The 19,284-nt window shown below is 32.8% G+C and carries 20 protein-coding genes; 16 read left to right on the forward strand and 4 right to left on the reverse strand.

Going from position 1 to position 19,284, the window contains the following annotated elements; translation table 11 throughout:
• The first annotated feature begins 199 nt into the window (after positions 1 to 199).
• Positions 200 to 1,300, forward strand: a complete 1,101-nt coding sequence (locus AC1EUU_RS04175) for a DUF2911 domain-containing protein (RefSeq protein ID WP_480200118.1) — start codon at positions 200 to 202, stop codon at positions 1,298 to 1,300.
• A gap of 16 nt (positions 1,301 to 1,316) precedes the next feature.
• On the opposite strand, the gene AC1EUU_RS04180 is transcribed toward AC1EUU_RS04175, so the two are convergent.
• Positions 1,317 to 1,769: a hypothetical protein gene (locus tag AC1EUU_RS04180; RefSeq protein ID WP_480200119.1), complete on the reverse strand. Its 453-nt coding sequence runs from the start codon at positions 1,767 to 1,769 to the stop codon at positions 1,317 to 1,319.
• 82 nt (positions 1,770 to 1,851) lie between these two features.
• Here AC1EUU_RS04180 and AC1EUU_RS04185 point away from each other — a divergent pair, with 82 nt between their 5' ends.
• The 4 genes from AC1EUU_RS04185 to AC1EUU_RS04200 all read left to right on the forward strand — a co-directional run bounded on the left by AC1EUU_RS04185 (position 1,852) and on the right by AC1EUU_RS04200 (position 6,301).
• Positions 1,852 to 2,949, forward strand: a complete 1,098-nt coding sequence (locus AC1EUU_RS04185; RefSeq protein ID WP_480200120.1) for a sensor histidine kinase — start codon at positions 1,852 to 1,854, stop codon at positions 2,947 to 2,949.
• A gap of 2 nt (positions 2,950 to 2,951) precedes the next feature.
• Positions 2,952 to 3,713: a LytR/AlgR family response regulator transcription factor gene (locus tag AC1EUU_RS04190; RefSeq protein WP_480200121.1), complete on the forward strand. Its 762-nt coding sequence runs from the start codon at positions 2,952 to 2,954 to the stop codon at positions 3,711 to 3,713.
• Between the two features lie 129 nt (positions 3,714 to 3,842).
• Positions 3,843 to 4,700, forward strand: coding sequence for a helix-turn-helix domain-containing protein (locus AC1EUU_RS04195; RefSeq protein ID WP_480200122.1), 858 nt, complete (start codon positions 3,843 to 3,845; stop codon positions 4,698 to 4,700).
• A 71-nt stretch (positions 4,701 to 4,771) separates the two neighbouring features.
• The gene (locus AC1EUU_RS04200) at positions 4,772 to 6,301 is read left to right on the forward strand and encodes a serine hydrolase domain-containing protein (protein ID WP_480200123.1); all 1,530 of its coding nucleotides are present in this window, start codon (positions 4,772 to 4,774) and stop codon (positions 6,299 to 6,301) included.
• 29 nt (positions 6,302 to 6,330) lie between these two features.
• Here the strand turns inward: AC1EUU_RS04200 and AC1EUU_RS04205 are convergent, their stop codons facing one another.
• Positions 6,331 to 6,714: a LytR/AlgR family response regulator transcription factor gene (locus AC1EUU_RS04205; protein ID WP_480200124.1), complete on the reverse strand. Its 384-nt coding sequence runs from the start codon at positions 6,712 to 6,714 to the stop codon at positions 6,331 to 6,333.
• Between the two features lie 104 nt (positions 6,715 to 6,818).
• On the opposite strand from AC1EUU_RS04205, the gene AC1EUU_RS04210 reads away from it, so the two are divergent.
• The 3 genes from AC1EUU_RS04210 (at position 6,819) to AC1EUU_RS04220 (ending at position 10,132) form a co-directional block, all read left to right on the forward strand.
• Positions 6,819 to 8,078: an alginate export family protein gene (locus tag AC1EUU_RS04210; protein WP_480200125.1), complete on the forward strand. Its 1,260-nt coding sequence runs from the start codon at positions 6,819 to 6,821 to the stop codon at positions 8,076 to 8,078.
• Between the two features lie 5 nt (positions 8,079 to 8,083).
• Positions 8,084 to 8,806 carry an iron-sulfur cluster repair di-iron protein gene (gene ric / locus AC1EUU_RS04215; protein WP_480200126.1) on the forward strand — a complete coding sequence of 241 codons (723 nt, stop codon included), beginning with the start codon at positions 8,084 to 8,086 and terminating at the stop codon, positions 8,804 to 8,806.
• Between the two features lie 120 nt (positions 8,807 to 8,926).
• A complete protein-coding gene (locus AC1EUU_RS04220; RefSeq protein WP_480200127.1) occupies positions 8,927 to 10,132 on the forward strand; it encodes a hypothetical protein in 1,206 nt (401 codons plus the stop codon).
• Here the strand turns inward: AC1EUU_RS04220 and AC1EUU_RS04225 are convergent.
• Both AC1EUU_RS04225 and AC1EUU_RS04230 read right to left on the reverse strand, forming a co-directional pair.
• The gene (locus AC1EUU_RS04225) at positions 10,122 to 10,733 is read right to left on the reverse strand and encodes a thioredoxin family protein (RefSeq protein WP_480200128.1); all 612 of its coding nucleotides are present in this window, start codon (positions 10,731 to 10,733) and stop codon (positions 10,122 to 10,124) included. The two genes, AC1EUU_RS04220 and AC1EUU_RS04225, sit on opposite strands and share 11 nt — an antisense overlap.
• Before the next feature lie 16 nt (positions 10,734 to 10,749).
• On the reverse strand, positions 10,750 to 11,088 hold the full coding sequence (locus tag AC1EUU_RS04230; protein ID WP_480200129.1) for a winged helix-turn-helix domain-containing protein: 339 nt from the start codon (positions 11,086 to 11,088) through the stop codon (positions 10,750 to 10,752).
• Positions 11,089 to 11,370: 282 nt separating this feature from the next.
• Here AC1EUU_RS04230 and AC1EUU_RS04235 point away from each other — a divergent pair, with 282 nt between their 5' ends.
• The 8 genes from AC1EUU_RS04235 (at position 11,371) to arsS (ending at position 19,283) form a co-directional block, all read left to right on the forward strand.
• Positions 11,371 to 11,610: a hypothetical protein gene (locus tag AC1EUU_RS04235; RefSeq protein WP_480200130.1), complete on the forward strand. Its 240-nt coding sequence runs from the start codon at positions 11,371 to 11,373 to the stop codon at positions 11,608 to 11,610.
• A 3-nt stretch (positions 11,611 to 11,613) separates the two neighbouring features.
• Positions 11,614 to 13,941 (forward strand): molybdopterin-dependent oxidoreductase, encoded by a 2,328-nt coding sequence (locus AC1EUU_RS04240; RefSeq protein WP_480200131.1) that lies wholly within the window; start codon positions 11,614 to 11,616, stop codon positions 13,939 to 13,941.
• Positions 13,942 to 13,943: 2 nt separating this feature from the next.
• Positions 13,944 to 14,636 carry a nitrate reductase cytochrome c-type subunit gene (locus tag AC1EUU_RS04245; protein WP_480200132.1) on the forward strand — a complete coding sequence of 231 codons (693 nt, stop codon included), beginning with the start codon at positions 13,944 to 13,946 and terminating at the stop codon, positions 14,634 to 14,636.
• Positions 14,629 to 15,249, forward strand: a complete 621-nt coding sequence (locus tag AC1EUU_RS04250) for a cytochrome c3 family protein (protein ID WP_480200133.1) — start codon at positions 14,629 to 14,631, stop codon at positions 15,247 to 15,249. Before AC1EUU_RS04245 ends, AC1EUU_RS04250 begins: the two co-directional genes overlap by 8 nt.
• A gap of 6 nt (positions 15,250 to 15,255) precedes the next feature.
• Positions 15,256 to 16,380 carry a 4Fe-4S dicluster domain-containing protein gene (locus tag AC1EUU_RS04255; RefSeq protein WP_480200134.1) on the forward strand — a complete coding sequence of 375 codons (1,125 nt, stop codon included), beginning with the start codon at positions 15,256 to 15,258 and terminating at the stop codon, positions 16,378 to 16,380.
• Between the two features lie 10 nt (positions 16,381 to 16,390).
• Positions 16,391 to 17,608 carry a sulfate reduction electron transfer complex DsrMKJOP subunit DsrP gene (gene dsrP, locus AC1EUU_RS04260; RefSeq protein WP_480200135.1) on the forward strand — a complete coding sequence of 406 codons (1,218 nt, stop codon included), beginning with the start codon at positions 16,391 to 16,393 and terminating at the stop codon, positions 17,606 to 17,608.
• A gap of 269 nt (positions 17,609 to 17,877) precedes the next feature.
• Complete coding sequence (locus AC1EUU_RS04265; RefSeq protein ID WP_480200136.1) at positions 17,878 to 18,213, forward strand: arsenosugar biosynthesis-associated peroxidase-like protein; 336 nt, start codon at positions 17,878 to 17,880, stop codon at positions 18,211 to 18,213.
• A 17-nt stretch (positions 18,214 to 18,230) separates the two neighbouring features.
• Complete coding sequence (gene arsS / locus AC1EUU_RS04270) at positions 18,231 to 19,283, forward strand: arsenosugar biosynthesis radical SAM (seleno)protein ArsS (RefSeq protein WP_480200137.1); 1,053 nt, start codon at positions 18,231 to 18,233, stop codon at positions 19,281 to 19,283.
• Position 19,284 lies beyond the last annotated feature (1 nt).

The following is a 19,284-nucleotide window of genomic DNA, read 5'->3' on the forward strand; positions in this document are numbered from 1 at the left end:
ACAACTACAAAATTATTGTCAACTCATACATCATAAAACTAATTTGTGGTAAATGGTTTATTATGTGTTAAACCGTTTAATTAAAATTAAAACCATCCATTTATCACAAAATTCACCAGCTATAACAATCTTCTTTCAAGGGTCTCTATAAGGCGATAGCTTTGCTCAAATAAATAAATTACAATTAAAATTTTTTGACATGAAATTAATTAGAACGAATGCTTTATTACTTGTTTTACTCTTAATTACAACCTATAGTTTTGCTCAGCAAGTAGTAACCACGCCTAAAAGGAGCCCTAGAGCTGAATTTAGCCAGACTTTTGGAATCACCAAAGTGACCGTAAATTATGGTGCCCCAAAAGTAATTACCGTCAGAGGGGATCGTACTGGTAAAATATGGGGGCAACAAATTCCTTTTGGATTACAAAAAATCAATTTTGCAGGGAAAGGAGAAATCCCATGGCGCGCAGGAGCGGATGAGAATACCACTATTACTTTTAGTACCAATGTAAAAATTAACGGCAAAGATTTAAATGCTGGAACCTATGGTTTACATATGATTATTAAAGATGAAAATAATGCAACCGTAATTTTTTCAAAAAATAGTAGTTCATGGGGTAGTTTTTGGTATACATCAGCCGAAGATGCCTTACGAGTAGATGCTAAAATAAGAGATGTGAGTTTTCATAATGTATTAAATTATAGCTGTACAGCGCTTGATACTTCTGCAGCAGAGATTTCTTTAAGTTGGGAAAACAAACAAATTCCATTTATGGTTACAGCTAATACCCCTCAACTGGTAGCTAATAATTTAAAAGAAGAATTAAGAGGTCAATTCGGTTTTGGCTGGCAAGGAAAATTTCAGGCGGCTCGCTATTTAACTCAAGTAAAGCATGAACCGGAACTAGCTTTAACATGGCTAAATGAATCTATTTCTTCAAAGAAAACATTTCAAAACATGGCATTAAAAGCCAATATACTTTTCACAGATGGTAAAATAAAAGAAGCAATGCCTGTTTTAGACGAAGCAGCAGCGATGGCTAATACTAATCAGCTAAATCAAATTGGCTATTTATTAATGGGTAATAAGCAACTAGATAAAGCAATTGAATATTTTAAAGAGAATGTCAAAAGAAATCCTACCGACGCCAATGTACACAACAGTCTAGGAGAAGCCTATAAGGCCAAAGGTAAAAACAAAGATGCTTTAAAGTTATTTAAAAAGTCAAATACTTTAAACCCTCCAAAATTTGTAAAAGATAGTAACGATCAACACATTAAAGAATTGCAGGGGAACTAAATTGGCGGTGAAGTAATTAGTTGGTTTTGAAACCGGCAGAAATTATATCTTTTTTGATTGCATATTCTTTATTGTTATAACATAATTTTGAATTTCCAATCGAGATTTTTTCTGCTGGTTTTATTCTATAAGCTCTTACCATTTCGTTAACCTTATTTCCGGGTAAACTAAAAGAAGCTTTTACCGCTAATTCAATGGTTTTATTGGATGCATTATGAATCAAAAGTTCTTTACCACAACTATTCGGGCTTTCATCAATCTCTAAAAATTCTGTTGCATCTTGCCCATATAGGTCTCCATGTGCATCAAAACCACCATTATCATTGGTATATAAAAGCCTATAAATTTCTATATAAGTTAATTCACTAACATTTTTTAACGACACATCTTTAGATTCATTTTTGTCGCTTTTACACCCTATTAATGACCCGATAAGTAAACTAAAAACTAAAATGTATTTTATATTCATAATAAAAATGATTTCTACTTTTCTGCACACAAATGTATACAATAAATATAATTACTTTTAAGGTAATTTTACAGCGTATACAATGTCGTTTGCCATTACATATAAAAACTTACCAGTACCAATAGGTAAAATGGTTGTAGCTGCATTAATTGTTAGCTTGTTTTTTATTTTAAAAGCATTTACTAATCATCTAATCAATGAATATAATTTTCCTTTTAGCTGGTTTTCAGTATCTATAGAAATTCTTATTGGTTATTTATTATGGGTAGTACTTGCTCCATTAATCCATATGATCACCAAATTAGTTCAAAATAAGAATATTAAACTTCGACAGCGTTTTATACAAGTAGTTTTTGGATGTATTGCCATTGCTATTTTGCATACTATTGTTAGCAATCGTATTAATGACATAGTAAATTATTTAAACAATGGTTATCTCAAAAATTTCTTTGGGAAAAACAATATTACCGTGCTTGTTATTGGTGGTTTTTCAAGTTTAATAGAATTGTTGGTTATCTGGGCCATTTTTTTAGCTTCTGACTATCAAAAGCGGTATTTAAAAAATCAAAAAGCATTAATCGCTGCCCAATTGAATGCATTAAGAATGCAATTACAACCTCATTTTTTATTCAACACGCTACATTCTATTGCTTCAATGATTGATATAGATACTAAAAATGCTCAAAAAATGCTCACCAAATTAGGAGCTTTATTGCGCAAAGTTTTAGAATATGACTCTGAGCAATTGGTTACGGTTGCAGACGAACTGAACTTTATAAAAGATTATTTAGACTTAGAGCAAATACGCTATCAAGATCGTCTAAAGATTGAATTCTCAATATCTAATCAACTACTTTCAGTAAAAGTACCTACAATGATTTTTCAACCATTGGTTGAAAATGCCATAAAACATGGGGCGGTTACTATGACCGAGTATGGAAAAATTGCCATTCAAATCAATCAAGAATTTGACACTCAATTACAGGAAGAATTATTAACTATGAAAATATCGAATACTTATAATAGCAAAAAGGTGAAGAAGATAAGTAGTACCGGACTTGGTCTTAAAAATATTAAAGAAAGACTTCAAAATTTTTACCAAGATCGATTCATATTTCAATCGCATTTTGAATCAGATAATTTATATGTCGCCAAAATAGGAATCCCATTGAATAGTTAAAAATGAAGCTACGTTACATGATTATTGATGATGAGTATCTTGCTCGCCAACGATTACTAAAATTATTAGAAGAAAAAGATGCTATGGTCTTAGTTGGTGAATGCAGAAACGGTAATGAAGCATTAGAAAAAATCCCCATAAAAGAACCCGACCTAATTTTTTTAGATATTCAAATGCCTGATCTTAATGGGTTTGAAGTAGTATCTAAATTACAGAAAAAACCACATGTTATTTTCACTACTGCCTATGATCAATATGCCTTAAAAGCATTTGAAATAAATGCTGTAGATTATTTACTAAAGCCGTTTGATGAAGACCGTTTACAAGAAGCACTAAAACGCATTTTAAGCTTAAAAAAGAGCACAGATGCTTCGATGTTGGAACATAAAATTAAGGCTTTAATTAACGATTATCAAAGCGATTTTAATACTCATCTTCAAAAAATAAATATTAAAGAACGTGGTAGACAATACGATATTTTGATTGATGATATTATCTATTTTAAAAGTAGCGGTAACTATGTACAATTAATAACAGAACATAAGACCTACCTCTATAGAATCACAATGAATGAACTATATAATAAATTAGGTAAAGATCAATTCTTACGAATTCATAGGTCTATTACGCTCAACAAATTCTATGTTAAAAAATGTAAATACGCTACAAATAATGAGTATAAATTTTATTTAAAGAATGGTGAAGTGTTAAATTCATCGAGATCATTTAGTAACAATATTTCAGAATATTTAAGTTATCAATAAGGGTAAGAATTGTTTTATATTTATTATAAGCTGCTTACAATTAGTTTATTTCTTGATGACATTAATGGCTTAATTAAAAGGTTATTATTATTTAAATTAAAAAGATAACTTAGACAAAGAAAAAATGAAATGAGCAATCAAGGGAATAATGAACATTTCATAACGATAGTACCTAAGAAAAATAGTGTTGCTAATCATATCGAATATTATTACTTTCATAAGTCTTCAAGCCCAGATTTCAATAAAAATATTATCTATCACCCGCATTATTTCGTTCCATTAAACATTTATAAAAATGTAAAGGTGAGTTGGGATGATATTAGTAGAACCTATCAACCGAAAAAATCAAGAAATATTGATGTAGTACTAACCAATAATAATAAAACCAGCAAAGAAGTAAAATTGAGAGGTGAGTTTGATAAGATTGGAATCATTTTTAAACCTCTTGGAATCAATAATTTTATTAGAAAACCTTTAAGTGAAATAGTCAATCATCATAGAATTTCATATTTCAATCATTTTGGTGAATCATTTATTGACTTAGCGAATGCTATTTTTCGAGAAAGTGATATTGAAAAGAAAAGGGCGTTGCTGGATGCTTTTTTCGGAGCTAATTATGTTCAATTTAAAGATGATCGAACCATACGAGCTGTAGATATAATTTTGAATTCAGAAGAAATTCCCAAAACTATCGAAATAGCTAAAGAACTTAATATCAACCGAAAAACTTTATTACGTCTTTTTAAAAAACATTTGTGTTATACCGTAGAAGAATTTAAATCGGTTGTAAAATTTAGACGGGCTTTAACATACTATGAACAAGCAATGAAAAAGCCTAAATTAACTGAAGTAGCTATTAATAATCAATACTACGATCAGCCAGATTTTATTAATCATTTTAAATCAATTACTGGTTACAACCCAAAATCATTCTTTGCAACGCTTAATAATATAAGTAATCAGGGCACCTATTGGACGTTCAAATAATGAGTCTAATGTCCCAATAATCCAATTTTAAAATTATCTTTTCCTATATAATTGTGCTTTAATTAAAAAAAATGAGGCATTCAATTTTACTTTTACTCTTTTCTGTGACTATTTCGTTTGCACAGAACAAAAATCTACCAACGTTTATTACCGATAGCTTAGATTCTTATATAGAAAAAGGAATTAAAGATTGGCAGATACCAGGACTGATATTAGGTATTGTTAAAGATGGAAAAATTGTGCATCTAAAGGGCTATGGCGTTTCATCAATTGAAACTGGAAAAAAAGTCGATGAAAATACACTTTTTCAAATTGGTTCGATTACTAAATCTTTTACCTCAACGGCGGTTGCTATGCTTCATGTAGAAAAAAGGTTATCACTTAATGATAAGGTAGTTAAATGGTTACCATATTTTAAATTAAAAGATTCATTTATAACAAAGGAAGTTGACCTCACGGATTTATTATCTCACCAAATTGGGTTTGATTATTATGCAGGAGATTTCGTGTATTACTTATCTAAGCTTAATCGTAAAGATGTGATAAAAAAAATGAGCTCAGTAGCTATTACCAAAAAATTTAGGGCTAGCTATGGCTATTCAAATACTGCTTTTTTAGTAGCTGGTGAAATACTTGGAAACGCTTATGGTAAGACTTGGGAAGAAACCATTCGTGAAAAAATTTTAGACCCGCTTGAAATGAAAAGAACAGTAATGGTTTATGATAAAGGTCTAGATTTAAAGAACATTTCTAAACCTCATACCATCATTGATAATAAGCTGGTAACCGTTGATTATAGCCCCATATATAACATAGCCCCGGCCGGCGCCATGTTATCGTCTGTTAAAGATATGAGTCAATGGTTGTTATGCCAACTAAATAATGGTAAACTTAACGACTCACAACGTATCTCAGAAAGGGCAATACGCATAACAAGAAGGCCACAATCTGTTCAAGGTTTTAATCAATCTAAAAAGGCAAAAACTCACTTTTATACTTATGGGCTTGGTTATTTTATTAGAGACATTAACGGTGTACTTACATATCAACATAGTGGTGGAATTACTGGATTCTCTACGAATCATGTGATTATACCTGAAAATGACTTGGGTATTGTGATATTAACGAATAATGATAATAATAATTTCTTTTTAGATTTAACCAATGTAATTATAGATTCATTTTTAGAATTACCATTCGAAGATTATTCTTCTAAATCTTTAGAGCGTTACAAAAAAGATAATTGGCAAAACAAGCAAAACTTAGACTCTTTAAGATTATTAGCGCTGCAAGAAATCAAACCTAAAACACCATTTTCAGCTTTAATTGGAGATTATACTAATGAATCATATGGTACAGTTAGAATTATCAAGGAAGATGGTAATTTAAAGCTGATTTTAATGAATCACAGAGATATTATTGGCCTGTTGAAGTATCTAGGTAATAATAAATATTTATGTACTTTCTCTCAATATGAATTCGGAACTACGGTTATACGATTTAGGATTAAAAAAAAAGGAACGGTTAGATTCAATTTGTTATTGGAAAATATAGAAGGAAATACATATGAATTTACAAAATCGTCCATACATATAAAATAGCCTTGTTTAAATTAAAGGCTAAAAAATTGTTATCTATCTACCCATTTTTTGAATTCCTTTGCTTTTGCCTTGCTAATTACAATTCGTTCACTAAATTTTGGATTAGAATTAACAATTAGTTTACCGTTAAAATAGTATTTTATATTATTAATAGCATTTCTGTTCATGATAAATTGTCTATTTATCCTAAAAAAATCGTTTGAGTTTAATTCATCTTCAATATCCTCTAACTTCTTATCAATTATGAATGCTTCGTTATCAAAAGTGACACTCTTAACAATGCTAGTTTCAATGAGAAAATAGGCAATATTTTCTGTCTTTATCAGAATTAATTCATCTCTTTTTTGAACCAGATACGTTGAATTATTGACTTTATTTTTTGAGTACTTATATGCTATTTGGCTAATATCCAAAAAAGATTAATTAAGCTGATAAAAGTCATGATTTTATGAATAACATGACTCTACATTTGTGCTATAAATAGTATACGCTATTTATATTCTTAAAAATAATCATTATGAAACTATTTAGAAGATGTACCTTTTTATTAATGGCATTACTATTTTCAAATTCTTATGCTCAATTAACAATTGATGCAGAACTAAGACCCCGTTTTGAATACAGGCATGGTTTTAAAACCTTGTTCCCAGATAATGCTGATCCGGCTGCATTTGTATCGCAACGAACTCGATTGAATGCAGGTTATAAAATGAAAAAATTGGATTTTTATCTAAGCATACAAGATGTTCGCGTTTGGGGAGATGTTCCTCAATTAAATACTTCAGATAATAATGGTACAGCCATTCATCAGGCTTGGGCGAAAATCTATTTAAACAGCCAATTTTCCGTTAAGGCAGGGCGACAAGAAATTATATATGACGATAGCCGTTTTTTCGGTAACGTTGGCTGGGCACAACAAGCAAGAAGTCATGATGTAGCTTTACTTAAATATACCAATGATGCTTTTAAAATGGATTTTGGATTTGCCTTTAATCAAGATGGTGAATCATTAACCGGAACTATATTAACAACAAACACTTATAAAGCATTTCAATATGCATGGTTACATAAAGATTGGAATAATTTTTCAGGGAGTTTTCTATTCCTGAACAATGGTTTACAATACATAGATGCTCTTGATTCAAATAATAATGAAACCAGGTATAGTCAAACTATTGGTACTCATTTAAAATATGGTAAAGGAAAAATTGCAGTAACAGGAAATATCTACTACCAATTTGGAAATGACCGAATGAATAACGATCTAAGCGCATACCTATTAGGAATTGAGACCGCGTTCCAAGCGTCAGATAATACAAAAATTGGTATTGGTTTTGAATTACAAAGCGGTAATGATAATGGAGCTCCTTCAAATGGTAATAATAAGGCCTTTACTCCATTTTATGGTACGAATCATAAATTCAACGGATTAATGGATTATTTCTATGTAGGTAATCATATTAATAATGTTGGTCTACTAGACATTCATGCCAATGCAAACTTTAAGTTTAGTTCAAAGTCCATCTTAAATATTGCACTGCACAATTTTTCGTCGGCTGCAGATTTCGACAAAAAGCAATTTGGAAATGAGTTAGATATAGTATACACACATAAAGTTCAAAAGTATGTGGCTGTTAAAGCAGGTTATTCGCACCTATTTGCCGGCGATGGTATGGAATTATTGAAAAATAACTTCGATGGTAATACGAATAACTGGGGTTGGATAATGTTAATAGTAAAACCCACACTTTTCAAGAGTAAAAACGATAAACTTTAAAAAATATGGAAATAACTAATGATAAAACTGTTGCCGATTTTGTAACAGAAAATATAAAGACAGCACACATATTTAAAAAATATGGCATCGATTTCTGTTGCGGTGGAGGAATTACTTTAGAAAAAGCTTGTGTCAAGCATAGTATAGATCAAGAGATTTTAGAAAAAGAACTTTTAGAAGTTGATGCCCCTTTAAATCGCGCTCATAATTATAATCAATGGAGTCTACCTCTCTTGATAGATCACATTATTGAGGTACATCATAAATATGTACTTGAAAGTCTTCCTATACTTTCTCAATATGCCAATAGAGTAGCTCAAGTGCACGGAAATCATTACAAAGAGGTGGTGAGAATTAATGAACTGTTCCATGAAGTGGCGAACGAACTACTCGCTCATCTTGAAAAAGAAGAACAAATTCTATTTCCAGTTATCAAACAACTGGTAGCTTCGGAAAGAGAACACAACATCAAAAATAAGCCTCCATTTGGCACCATAAATAATCCAATTAGGATGATGGAACATGAACACGAAAATGCAGGGGCCATTTTTAAGGAAATCGCCAAATTGACCAATAATTATGTTCCCCCGGCAGAGGCTTGCAATACCTTTAGAGCTCTCTATGCTAAACTAGAAGAGTTTGAGCAAGATTTACATCATCATATACATTTAGAAAATAATATTCTGCACCCTAAGGCAATTGCTTTAGAACAAAAGCTAATTCGTTGAAATAGTAGTTTTATTAGTTAACAAAAAAAATGGAGTACTATAATTTATGAGTACTCCATTTTTAGTCTTCATAGATGAATATGGAGTCGAAAAGAGTTATTTTTAATGTCACTTTAAACAATGGAGTTTTTAAGAAAACATAGTACAATAGCACTCTCCTATTTTATTTTTATTGCCATTTTAGGGGTTTTACTAAGATTAGTACCTCTAACCGATATTTTTTTTAACTACAAATTCATTGTACATACACATTCACATATTGCTTTACTTGGATGGGTATATGCAGCTTTAACCACGTTACTTTATAAATTATACCTAAATCAAAAGGAAATCAAAAGGAAATATGTTCGATTATTTTGGTTTACACAAGTTACAATTATTGGAATGTTACTTACATTTCCCTTTACGGGATATGCCTTTTTTTCGATTCTATTTTCAACGCTGTTTTTAGTAGCTTCTTACCTTTTCGTTTGGTTATTCTTTAAGCACGTACCTAAAAAATTAAAGAATACCTATTCTTATAAATGTATACGTATTGCTTTATGGTATTTGATTATTTCCAGTATTGGACCATGGGCCTTGGGATATATCATGAGCGTTTTAGGAAGTGAATCAATTTTATACAAAAATGCAATTTATTTCTACTTACATTTCCAATATAATGGCTGGTTTATTATGACTCTTTTGGGAATCTTATTCTATGTTATTGAACAAAAGATTTTATTTCCTCAAAAGGTTTTTAGTTTATTTTATTGGTTAATGAATGTGGGTATATTAACAACATTTGCAATTTCCTTACTCTGGATGAAACCACAATTTACGGTTAATTTAATAGCAGGCGTAGGTGCAATACTTCAACTCATAGCATTCACTTTTTTAGTTAAAGTTATTTACTCTTTTGAGAAAAAAAGTATTATAGAAAATCAAACATTGGCTCCATGGTTATCACAAGTTGTTGCCGCTTTATTTCTTTTAAAATTAGTATTACAATTACTAGCCACAATTCCATATTTCGCTACTATTATTACTAATAACATTGATTTCATAATTGGCTATTTACATTGGACTTTTTTGGGGGTTGTAAGTATGGCTATACTTGGATTTTTATATTATTTCAAACTCATAAAGCTTATGAAAATCACAATGCTATTTTACCTAATAGGATTTATTGCAACCGAAGGGCTTATTTTTTACAAAGGAGTTGTTGTATGGCAAAAATTGTCTTTAATCAATAACTATTTCACTTATTTAATTAGTGCAAGTATTGTACTACTAATGGCTATTAGTAGTATCTATATAATTCAGTTTCTAAAGCCTAAACTTTAGCAGAAATTTTTGACTTTTCAGTTAGTTCTAATAAGTCATTGATGATGGAAATTCCTTTATCTTTATTGTACCAAACCTGAAGGTTTTTCTTAAACTCTGAATCAATGTTTCCAAACAGCTTCTTATAATCAATAACCAACTGAGTTGCCTTTTTGGAGCGTGCACCCCAAGTGTCTAAAACAGTATAATTTTCATCCAAAATAATTAGTTTGGGTATGGCCTGCGCTCCATTTGTTAAAAAAACATTCATCAATTCTAAATTAGCATCACGAAGGACAATTTTAAAATCAATAGAGGTTGATGTTTCGGCTATCTTATTCAAAATGGGTAAGGTCTGGGCCGCATCGCCACACCAGCTTTCAGTAAGTACTAACCAGGTTTGTTGCTGAATAGTATTAAACGAGACAATTGCTTCGTCTGTAAGTTTAATAGTTTTATCAAGACGTTTCATTCTACCGGCATTCAACTTGGTAAAATCAATTCGCTCTTTAGTCTGTTCATTACCCGTTGTGCTTTGATTTTTAACACAATCATTTACAAGTGCAATATATTGCTGGTAAGACATGCTCTTTAAGATACTACTAGCTATTAAATCCTTCATTTGTTAATTATATGGGCTAAATATTTGAAATTTTATGCATTTGCTTGTCAAGGTGCTTCCAACAACTCTTATTAACTTCTTTAAAAACATCAACAAGTCGTTTTCCATAAGGAGTTAATATGGTTCCTCCACCCCCATTACCGCCAATGTTTTTCATAACGATTGGTTTTTCAGCACTTTTATTTACTGAATCAACTAAATTCCATGCTTTTTTATAAGACATACCCAAATCTTTTGATGCTTTGGATAGTGAGCCCGTCATATCAATCGCTTGCAAAAGTTTCACACGACCTTCACCTAGAAACATTTTATTATCAACTTCAATCCAAATCCTACTCTTAATCTTATACCGCATGATTAGTTTATTTATGCTTCAAAATTAAGCGTGTTTTGAAGAGAAAAATATGATAATTATCATATCAAAATCTCTTATTTATAATCAAAATAAATTGCAACACTTTGCGAGATTTAAGCAATAAAACATTGATCAATATTTAATTGAATACCAGCATAATATGATTTTGAGCGCTATTTCTTTAAAAATATAACGGATTGACCATCTGCTATTTATGATAAATATCATGTTTATAGCATCTCTTTTTTTCGTAATTTGTTTACACAAAATTTGAATAATTCTATGCCTATAAAAAGTTATTTGGCGCATCCTTATGATGGTAAAAAAGAAGAACTCATCAATGCTATTTCTTCCATTGAACAATGTGATGTAATACCTGCTCAAAATAAAAATGTGCTTATCGTGGTTACCGAAACCGAAAATAAGGAAGAAGAAAAAAAATTAAAAATACAATTAGAAGCCATCAATAGTTTGAAATTATTGGCTATGGTTTCAGGGTTTAATACACCTCAAAAACAATAATATATGTATACTTCCAAATCAAATAGACGAAGTTTTATAAAAAAAATGGCTGTGATGTCTGCTATGACCGCGGCCACTACCATGTTTCCAGGAATACTATTTGCTGAAGAACAACTAAGAGGACTTCCTAAAGGAGGAAACTTAGATTGGAAAAAAGCACCTTGCCGTTTTTGTGGTGTGGGATGTGGTGTTCTAATTGGCGTTGAGGACGGAAAGGCTGTAGCTGTAAAAGGTGATCCGAAATCGGCAGTTAACAAAGGATTATGTTGTGTAAAGGGATATCATTCAGTTATTGCCATGTACGGACAAGACAGACTAACGAAACCACTGGTAAAAAAGAATGGTGCGTATGTTGAAACTAGCATGCAGGAAGCTTTAGATTTGATCGCCTCTAAAATGAAAGAAACAATCAAAGATCATGGAAAAGATGCTGTTTCTATTTATGGCTCCGGTCAGTGGACAATACCAGATGGTTATGTAGCTTCAAAATTGTTTAAAGGTTGCATCGGCACTAATAATGTAGAGGCCAATGCACGGCTATGTATGGCCAGTGCAGTAACCGGCTTCTTAACTTCTTTTGGGCTTGATGAACCCATGGGTTGTTATGAAGATATAGACCATGCCGATGTATTTGTGCTCTGGGGAAATAATATGGCCGAAATGCATCCTGTTTTGTTCTCAAGGCTCTTAGATCAACGCTTAAAAAGAGGCGTAAAAATCATTGATTTTGCAACACGTACTACACGTACCAGCATGGCAGCTGATAAATCAATACTATTCTTACCTCAAACAGATTTGGCAGTAGCAAACGCTATTTGTTATGAAATAATTAAAAACGGTTGGGTCAATAAATCGTTTATAGAAAAGCATTGCAATTTCAGTAAAGGCCTTACCAATATGGGTTATGGTTTAGAAGATAAATATAAATTTACCGATAAACCAGAAAAAATAAGCTTTGAAGATTATAAAGAATTCTTAGAAGAGTATACTCCAGAAAAAGTTGAGAAGATATCTGGTGTTTCAGCAAAAGACATTAAGTATATGGCTGCCTACTATGGCGATCCTAATAAAAAAATAATGTCTTTATGGTGTATGGGACCTAATCAGCATAGTAGAGGAACCTGGATGAACAATTTAATCTATAACATTCATCTTTTAACAGGAAAAATTTCTACTCCTGGTAACAGTCCATTCTCCTTAACCGGACAACCTTCTGCCTGTGGTACGGTTAGAGAAGTGGGTACTTTAACCCATAAGTTACCACATGGTGTTGTTATGAATAAGAAACACCGCGAATTTGCTGCCAAAATATGGGATGTTCCTGTAGAGAATATTCCTTCTAAACCAAGTTATCACACCGTAGAAATGTTTAGAGCCCTAGATAGAGGTGATATTCGCTTTATGTGGATTCAAGTTACAAATCCAATGGTAACAATGCCGAAATTAAAACGATATAGGGATGCCACCAAAAAAGAAGGTCGTTTCATTGTTGTTTCAGATATTTATCCCACTCCTACTACGGACATTGCTGATGTTATTCTACCATCAGCCATGTGGGTGGAACGAGAAGGTATGTATGGCAATTCTGAGCGAAGAACACAATATTTTGAACAAATGGTAGAACCACCGGGTGAAGCCATGAGTGATACTTGGCAACTCATTGAAGTAGCAAAGCGACTCGGATATGAAAAACAATTCTACTATAATGAGGATACACATATCGAAGAGATTTATGCAGAATATCGTAAGCATCACGATAATAAAAAGCATAATATGGCTCCATTAAAGGTGCTCAAAGAAAACTCTGGAATGCAATGGCCCTATGTAGATGGTAAACCAACAAAATGGCGATTCAATTCAAAATATGATCCGGCATGTAGTAATGGTGAAGATTTTCACTTTTATGGAAAACCAGATGGAAAAGCAATTATTTGGCAACGCCCCTATGAACCTGCAGCCGAGGAACCCGATGTAGAATATCCATATTGGCTAAATACAGGCCGCGTAGTAGAACATTGGCATACTGGTTCAATGACCAGACGTATTCCGGTACTTCATAAAGCGATGCCAGAGGCGTATGTTGAGTTGAATCCGGTTGATGCCAAACGTATGCAGATAAAAACAGGAGATAGTGTAAAACTAACTACAAGGCGCGGTACTATTACATTACCGGCTTCAGTAAACCAGCGTGGGGTTCCAGCTCCTATGCAAGTTTTTGTTCCTTTTTTTGATGAAAATATGCTGATCAATGATATTACATTAGATTCTTTTTGTCCAATATCAAAAGAGCCCGATTATAAAAAGTGTGCTGTAAAAGTTGAAAAGGCCTAATCATGAGAAAACGACTAGGGATCATATCATTATTCATACTACTATTTGCTACTTTTATTATAATCTGGAATTATAGCTATTATACCGGATTAGAAGAAGCTTATGTACCAATAACTAAGGAAAAGGAATTACCAATAATTCCATCAGAAATTGGAGTATTTCAGCGCTCTGAATATGCCCTTGATTATTTAAACATGCCTGTTGATGAAAACCACCAGCGCTCTATGAGCACTTATTACAATAATAGAGCGTATCATGGTGCACCTCCAAGCATTCCCCATCCCGTTTCTGATGTATTGACAATGGGAGGAAATAGTTGTTTAAAATGCCATGAAAACGGTGGGTTTGCAGAAAAATTTAATGCTTACACACCCGTTACACCACATCCAGAAATGATTAATTGCAAGCAATGCCATGTACCTCAGCAAACACAATCATTGTTTAAAATTTCTAACTTTAAGAAAGGAACAATTCCAACCGTTGGCAATAATAATGCACTGGATGGAAGCCCTCCGGTGATTCCACATCAGCTTCAAATGCGTGAGAGTTGTTTATCTTGTCATGCTGGGCCAAGTGCTCCCAAAGAAATTAGAGTAACACATCCTGAACGTATTAATTGCCGCCAATGCCATGTACCAAATAATAAAGAGGAAACAGATATAGGAATCTTTAAAAGAGTCTTTAAAAATGAATAATAGGTTTCGTAAAATAGGGTGTATTTTATTTTTAATAATACTATTTACTTCATGTAAAAATCATGAAGAAGAATATCATAGTATTACAGATAAGATTGAAGCCGAAAGCAAAAATTATCACGGTACATCTATGTCTTCAGGGCAGTTTCTTGAAGATATAGAAACATTAGAAATAACAGAAAACGGACAGACATTTTTAATACCGGATAGAAAGGGACATTTAAAGGCGTATGCATGTACAGAATGTCATTCCAAACCATTGGCAAAAATGCAAAGTGAAGACTTAAAAAAAGCGCATTGGAATATCAAACTTAATCATGCCAATTTAAACACTATGAATTGCGTAACCTGTCATAATGGGAATGATATGGACAATCTTAAAAGCCTAACTGAGGCCAAAATAGATTTTAATAAAAGTTATCAGTTGTGTAGTCAATGCCACACCAAACAATTCAATGATTGGACAGGCGGAGCTCATGGTAAACGAATAGGTGGTTGGGTACCTCCAAGAGCATCGATGACCTGTGTAAATTGTCACGATCCACATAAACCACATTTTGAATCTAAGTGGCCAGAAAGGTATAATACTCAAAAAGTCGAAGAACGTAAATAATAAGGTATGAGTACTCAAAATAAAAAATGGTTTTCTCTAAACTTAAATAGTAGAAAAAAGCAAAAACGTACCGAGCACGCATGCGGTTGTGGCAATACTAGTGGTACATGTAATTCTTCGAAGAGTCTGAATGATCAAGAATTTTTTGAAGCGGCGCTGGATGCTTCTATTGGTGAAGAGCGAAATAAAGATGGTTTCGATCAGGTTTTTGACGTTCAAATGAGTAGAAGGTCTGCATTTAAGAAATTAACAGCTAGTTTATTGATTGGTGCCGGTGCTGTGAGTACTTCATGCAGTATTACCGCAGATGATAATGCCAAAGAAAAAGCTCAAATAGACTGGGAAGAGCAATTTAAAGGGAATTATAAGTTAATGACCGATGAAGAAAAGGAGGCTACTGTAAATCGCCTTGTGCGTTCATATCAATTGCGTACTGGTAAAACCGTTAATATGTCTTCTAAAAATGCTGAAGAAGGCGTTTTATTTGGTTATGCTTTTAACATTTCAAAATGTCAAGGGTATATGGATTGCGTAAATGCCTGTGTAGAAGAAAATAATCAAGACAGAAATTCACAAATGCAATACATACGTATTCATGAAATGAAAGATGGTAAAGGTTTTAATTTTAATGAAGCTGATGATAATTATTACCATGAAGTTCCGGCAGAAGGTCATTTTTACATGGGTACGCAATGTTTTCATTGTGATAATCCTCCCTGTGTGGAGGTATGCCCAGTTCAGGCAACATGGCGTGAAGAAGATGGACTTGTCGTTGTAGATTATGATTGGTGTGTAGGTTGTAGATACTGTATGGCTGCATGTCCATATGATGGCCGTCGTTTTAACTGGAGTAAGCCTGAAGTTCCTGAAAATGAAGTAAACAAAAATCAACATTATTTGGGTAATAGACTTCGTAAAAAAGGTGTAATGGAAAAATGTACATTTTGTGTACAGCGCTCTCGTAATGGTCAAAATCCAGCTTGTGTAGAGGCCTGCCCGACAGGTGCTCGTATTTTTGGAAATTTATTAGACCCTAATAGTACCATTCGTTGGGTATTAGCAAATAAAAAAGTGTTTAGACTAAAAGAAGATCTTGGTACCGAACCGAAATTCTGGTATTTCATGGATTAAAATATATGGCATGAGGAGACTTAAAGTTTTTTGGAGTTTAATTAAAGATAGTTTAGACGTTATCACAAAAGGTTCTAAAAAGTACCATTTGTGGATGGCATTTTTAACCTTTGTCATGCTTATTGGTATGTATTGTTATTCTATTCAGCTTGATAAAGGTCTAAGCGTTACAGGTATGACAGACCGGGTGAGTTGGGGTTTATATATCTCAAATTTCACATTCCTAGTTGGTGTTGCCGCTGCCGCGGTTATGCTTGTAATGCCCACATATGTACTTAAAGATGTTGATTTTAAACAAGCAGTTTTAATTGGTGAAGGCGTTGCTGTGGCCGCATTGATTATGTGTTTAGCGTTTGTAGTTGCAGATATGGGTGGCCCATCTGTTTTATGGCATATGCTACCGGGCATTGGAGTATTTAATTTCCCCAATTCTATGCTTACCTGGGATGTAATTGTACTAAACGGCTATCTCTTTTTAAATATTACGATACCCTTTTATATCTTATTTAGACATTATCAAGGTAAAAAGTCAAAACAAAGTGTATATGTACCTGGTGCTTTAATTTCTGTTTTCTGGGCAGTTGCCATTCACTTAGTAACTGCATTTTTGTACCAAGGATTACAGTCGCGACCATTTTGGAATAATGCACTATTAGGCCCTAGATTTTTGGCATCAGCTTTTGCTGCTGGTCCTGCACTTATCATTATCGTCTTGGCCATTATTCGAACCTATACAAAATTTAAGATAGAAGATAAGACCTTAAAAAAGTTAGCGATGGTGGTAACTGTTGCGGCCCAAATAAACTTAATAATGTTAATCTCTGAATTATTCAAGGAATTTTATGCACCAACACATCATAGCGAAAGTGCTTATTATTTATTCTTTGGTTTAGATGGTAAAACTGCTTTATTACCATGGATATGGACATCAATTTCATTAAATGTACTGGCTACTGTAATATTAACCTTCCACAAGCTCCGTAACAATTTTAAAATACTGTTTTTTGCTTGTTTCATTTTATTTGTTGCCATTTGGATAGAAAAAGGATTTGGTCTAATCGTACCTGGTTTTATACCAGGACCTTATGGAAAAATTGCAGAATATACCCCTACTGGTATAGAGATAGGTGTGACCTTGGGTATTTGGGCATTGGGAGCTTTTGTATTTACTATTCTAGCTAGAACTGCCATCAAGATCGAAACTGGTGAATTAAGGTATAAGAAGTAATACTATATAAAATAACATTTAGTCTTTTACCTTCTATCATAATGAGTATTGTTTTGAAGTATTCAAAAACACTTTCATCTCCTACTATTCAAATTATACTTCCAACAGTTAATGCAATCTCGTCTTCTTTAAAACTTAGATTTAACAAATTATAATTAGTTAAAGAATACCAAAATTGCATTAAAAGCAATATAAAAATAGATTTAAAGTTAGGAATCAATTTTTTTACGTACTAAACTTATAATCTTAAACAATTCAATTAAAATATCATGTCAAAAACATATTATGATCCTAGTGATTTGCGTAAGTTCGGAAACATAACAGAATGGAGTGAAGAGCTTGGTACAAAATTCTTTGATTATTACGGTAAGGTGTTTGAAGAAGGTGCTCTAACGGCTCGAGAAAAATCATTGATTGCTTTGGCAGTTGCACATACAGAACAATGTCCTTATTGTATTGATGCCTACACAAAAGATGGCTTGCAACGCGGCATTACCAAAGAAGAAATGATGGAAGCTGTTCATGTTGGAGCAGCAATTAAAAGCGGAGCAACACTGGTTCATGGAGTACAAATGATGAATAAGGTAAATAAACTAGAGATGTAGCTCCGATGCCAATTAAAATGAAGAAATCACTGCTTGCCCGAAATAATGATTTGGCCAATACCAAACGCCAATTGGAAATTCTATCGAATGGGATTTTTGCTAATGGTGAACTACTATCATTTGCAGAAAAAATCAAAGAATCTCAACAATTTCCGTTACGCCCAAAAAAATTAGAAATTCTACAAATTAATGTTGGCTATATGTGTAATCAAGTTTGTGCACATTGCCATGTTGATGCCGGGCCAGATCGTAAAGAAATCATGACCAAAGAGACGATGCAGCAATGTTTAGATGTAATTAAAAAAACCGAAGCACATACATTAGATTTAACCGGCGGAGCACCTGAGATGAATCCGAATTTTAGATGGTTTGTTGAAGAAGCCGCTAAAATTGGAGTAAAAGATTTTATTGTAAGATCAAATTTAACAATCATACGTGCTAATAAAAAGTACCATGATCTCCCTGAATTTTTCAAAAAACACAATGTGCATGTTGTAAGTTCTATGCCGCATTGGACTCGAGGTAAAACAGATAAGCAAAGAGGAAATGGCGTTTTTGATAAATCTATACAGGCATTAAAAGACCTAAATGCAGTAGGGTATGGTATTCCTGGGAGTAATCTAACGCTAGACCTAGTGTATAATCCTTCTGGAGCATTCTTGCCCGGAGATCAAATGGCTTTAGAAAATGATTTTAAAAATGCATTGTTAGAAGATTTTGGTATTCAATTCAATAGTCTCTTTGCAATTACTAACCTTCCTATTAGTCGATTTTTAGATTATTTAATCGCTTCAGACAACTATGAAGATTATATGTATGCTTTGGTTGAAGCTTATAACCCAGCAGCTGTACAGAATGTAATGTGTACCAACACCTTATCTGTGAGCTGGGATGGTTGGTTGTACGATTGTGACTTCAATCAAATGCTAAACTTGAAAGTAGCAAGTAAAGTGAAACACATATCACAATATAACGAAGAAATATTACAAAATAGAAATATCATTATTAATCAACATTGCTACGGATGTACAGCAGGTGCTGGAAGTAGTTGTCAAGGTGTAGTTGCATAAT

Source organism: Maritimimonas sp. 2205BS37-2 (assembly GCF_056591755.1).

What these genes read in the sequence shown, in the direction of transcription:
- dsrP (WP_480200135.1), top strand. Translation starts at nt 16,391, where the DNA reads ATGAGGAGACTTAAAGTTTTTTGGAGTTTAATTAAAGATAGTTTAGAC.
- arsS (WP_480200137.1), top strand. Translation starts at nt 18,231, where the DNA reads ATGAAGAAATCACTGCTTGCCCGAAATAATGATTTGGCCAATACCAAA.
- AC1EUU_RS04180 (WP_480200119.1), bottom strand. Translation starts at nt 1,769, where the DNA reads ATGAATATAAAATACATTTTAGTTTTTAGTTTACTTATCGGGTCATTA.
- AC1EUU_RS04235 (WP_480200130.1), top strand. Translation starts at nt 11,371, where the DNA reads ATGCCTATAAAAAGTTATTTGGCGCATCCTTATGATGGTAAAAAAGAA.
- AC1EUU_RS04220 (WP_480200127.1), top strand. Translation starts at nt 8,927, where the DNA reads ATGGAGTTTTTAAGAAAACATAGTACAATAGCACTCTCCTATTTTATT.
- AC1EUU_RS04185 (WP_480200120.1), top strand. Translation starts at nt 1,852, where the DNA reads ATGTCGTTTGCCATTACATATAAAAACTTACCAGTACCAATAGGTAAA.
- ric (WP_480200126.1), top strand. Translation starts at nt 8,084, where the DNA reads ATGGAAATAACTAATGATAAAACTGTTGCCGATTTTGTAACAGAAAAT.
- AC1EUU_RS04190 (WP_480200121.1), top strand. Translation starts at nt 2,952, where the DNA reads ATGAAGCTACGTTACATGATTATTGATGATGAGTATCTTGCTCGCCAA.
- AC1EUU_RS04200 (WP_480200123.1), top strand. Translation starts at nt 4,772, where the DNA reads ATGAGGCATTCAATTTTACTTTTACTCTTTTCTGTGACTATTTCGTTT.
- AC1EUU_RS04255 (WP_480200134.1), top strand. Translation starts at nt 15,256, where the DNA reads ATGAGTACTCAAAATAAAAAATGGTTTTCTCTAAACTTAAATAGTAGA.
- AC1EUU_RS04210 (WP_480200125.1), top strand. Translation starts at nt 6,819, where the DNA reads ATGAAACTATTTAGAAGATGTACCTTTTTATTAATGGCATTACTATTT.
- AC1EUU_RS04230 (WP_480200129.1), bottom strand. Translation starts at nt 11,088, where the DNA reads ATGCGGTATAAGATTAAGAGTAGGATTTGGATTGAAGTTGATAATAAA.
- AC1EUU_RS04245 (WP_480200132.1), top strand. Translation starts at nt 13,944, where the DNA reads ATGAGAAAACGACTAGGGATCATATCATTATTCATACTACTATTTGCT.
- AC1EUU_RS04240 (WP_480200131.1), top strand. Translation starts at nt 11,614, where the DNA reads ATGTATACTTCCAAATCAAATAGACGAAGTTTTATAAAAAAAATGGCT.
- AC1EUU_RS04225 (WP_480200128.1), bottom strand. Translation starts at nt 10,733, where the DNA reads ATGAAGGATTTAATAGCTAGTAGTATCTTAAAGAGCATGTCTTACCAG.
- AC1EUU_RS04250 (WP_480200133.1), top strand. Translation starts at nt 14,629, where the DNA reads ATGAATAATAGGTTTCGTAAAATAGGGTGTATTTTATTTTTAATAATA.
- AC1EUU_RS04175 (WP_480200118.1), top strand. Translation starts at nt 200, where the DNA reads ATGAAATTAATTAGAACGAATGCTTTATTACTTGTTTTACTCTTAATT.
- AC1EUU_RS04265 (WP_480200136.1), top strand. Translation starts at nt 17,878, where the DNA reads ATGTCAAAAACATATTATGATCCTAGTGATTTGCGTAAGTTCGGAAAC.
- AC1EUU_RS04195 (WP_480200122.1), top strand. Translation starts at nt 3,843, where the DNA reads ATGAGCAATCAAGGGAATAATGAACATTTCATAACGATAGTACCTAAG.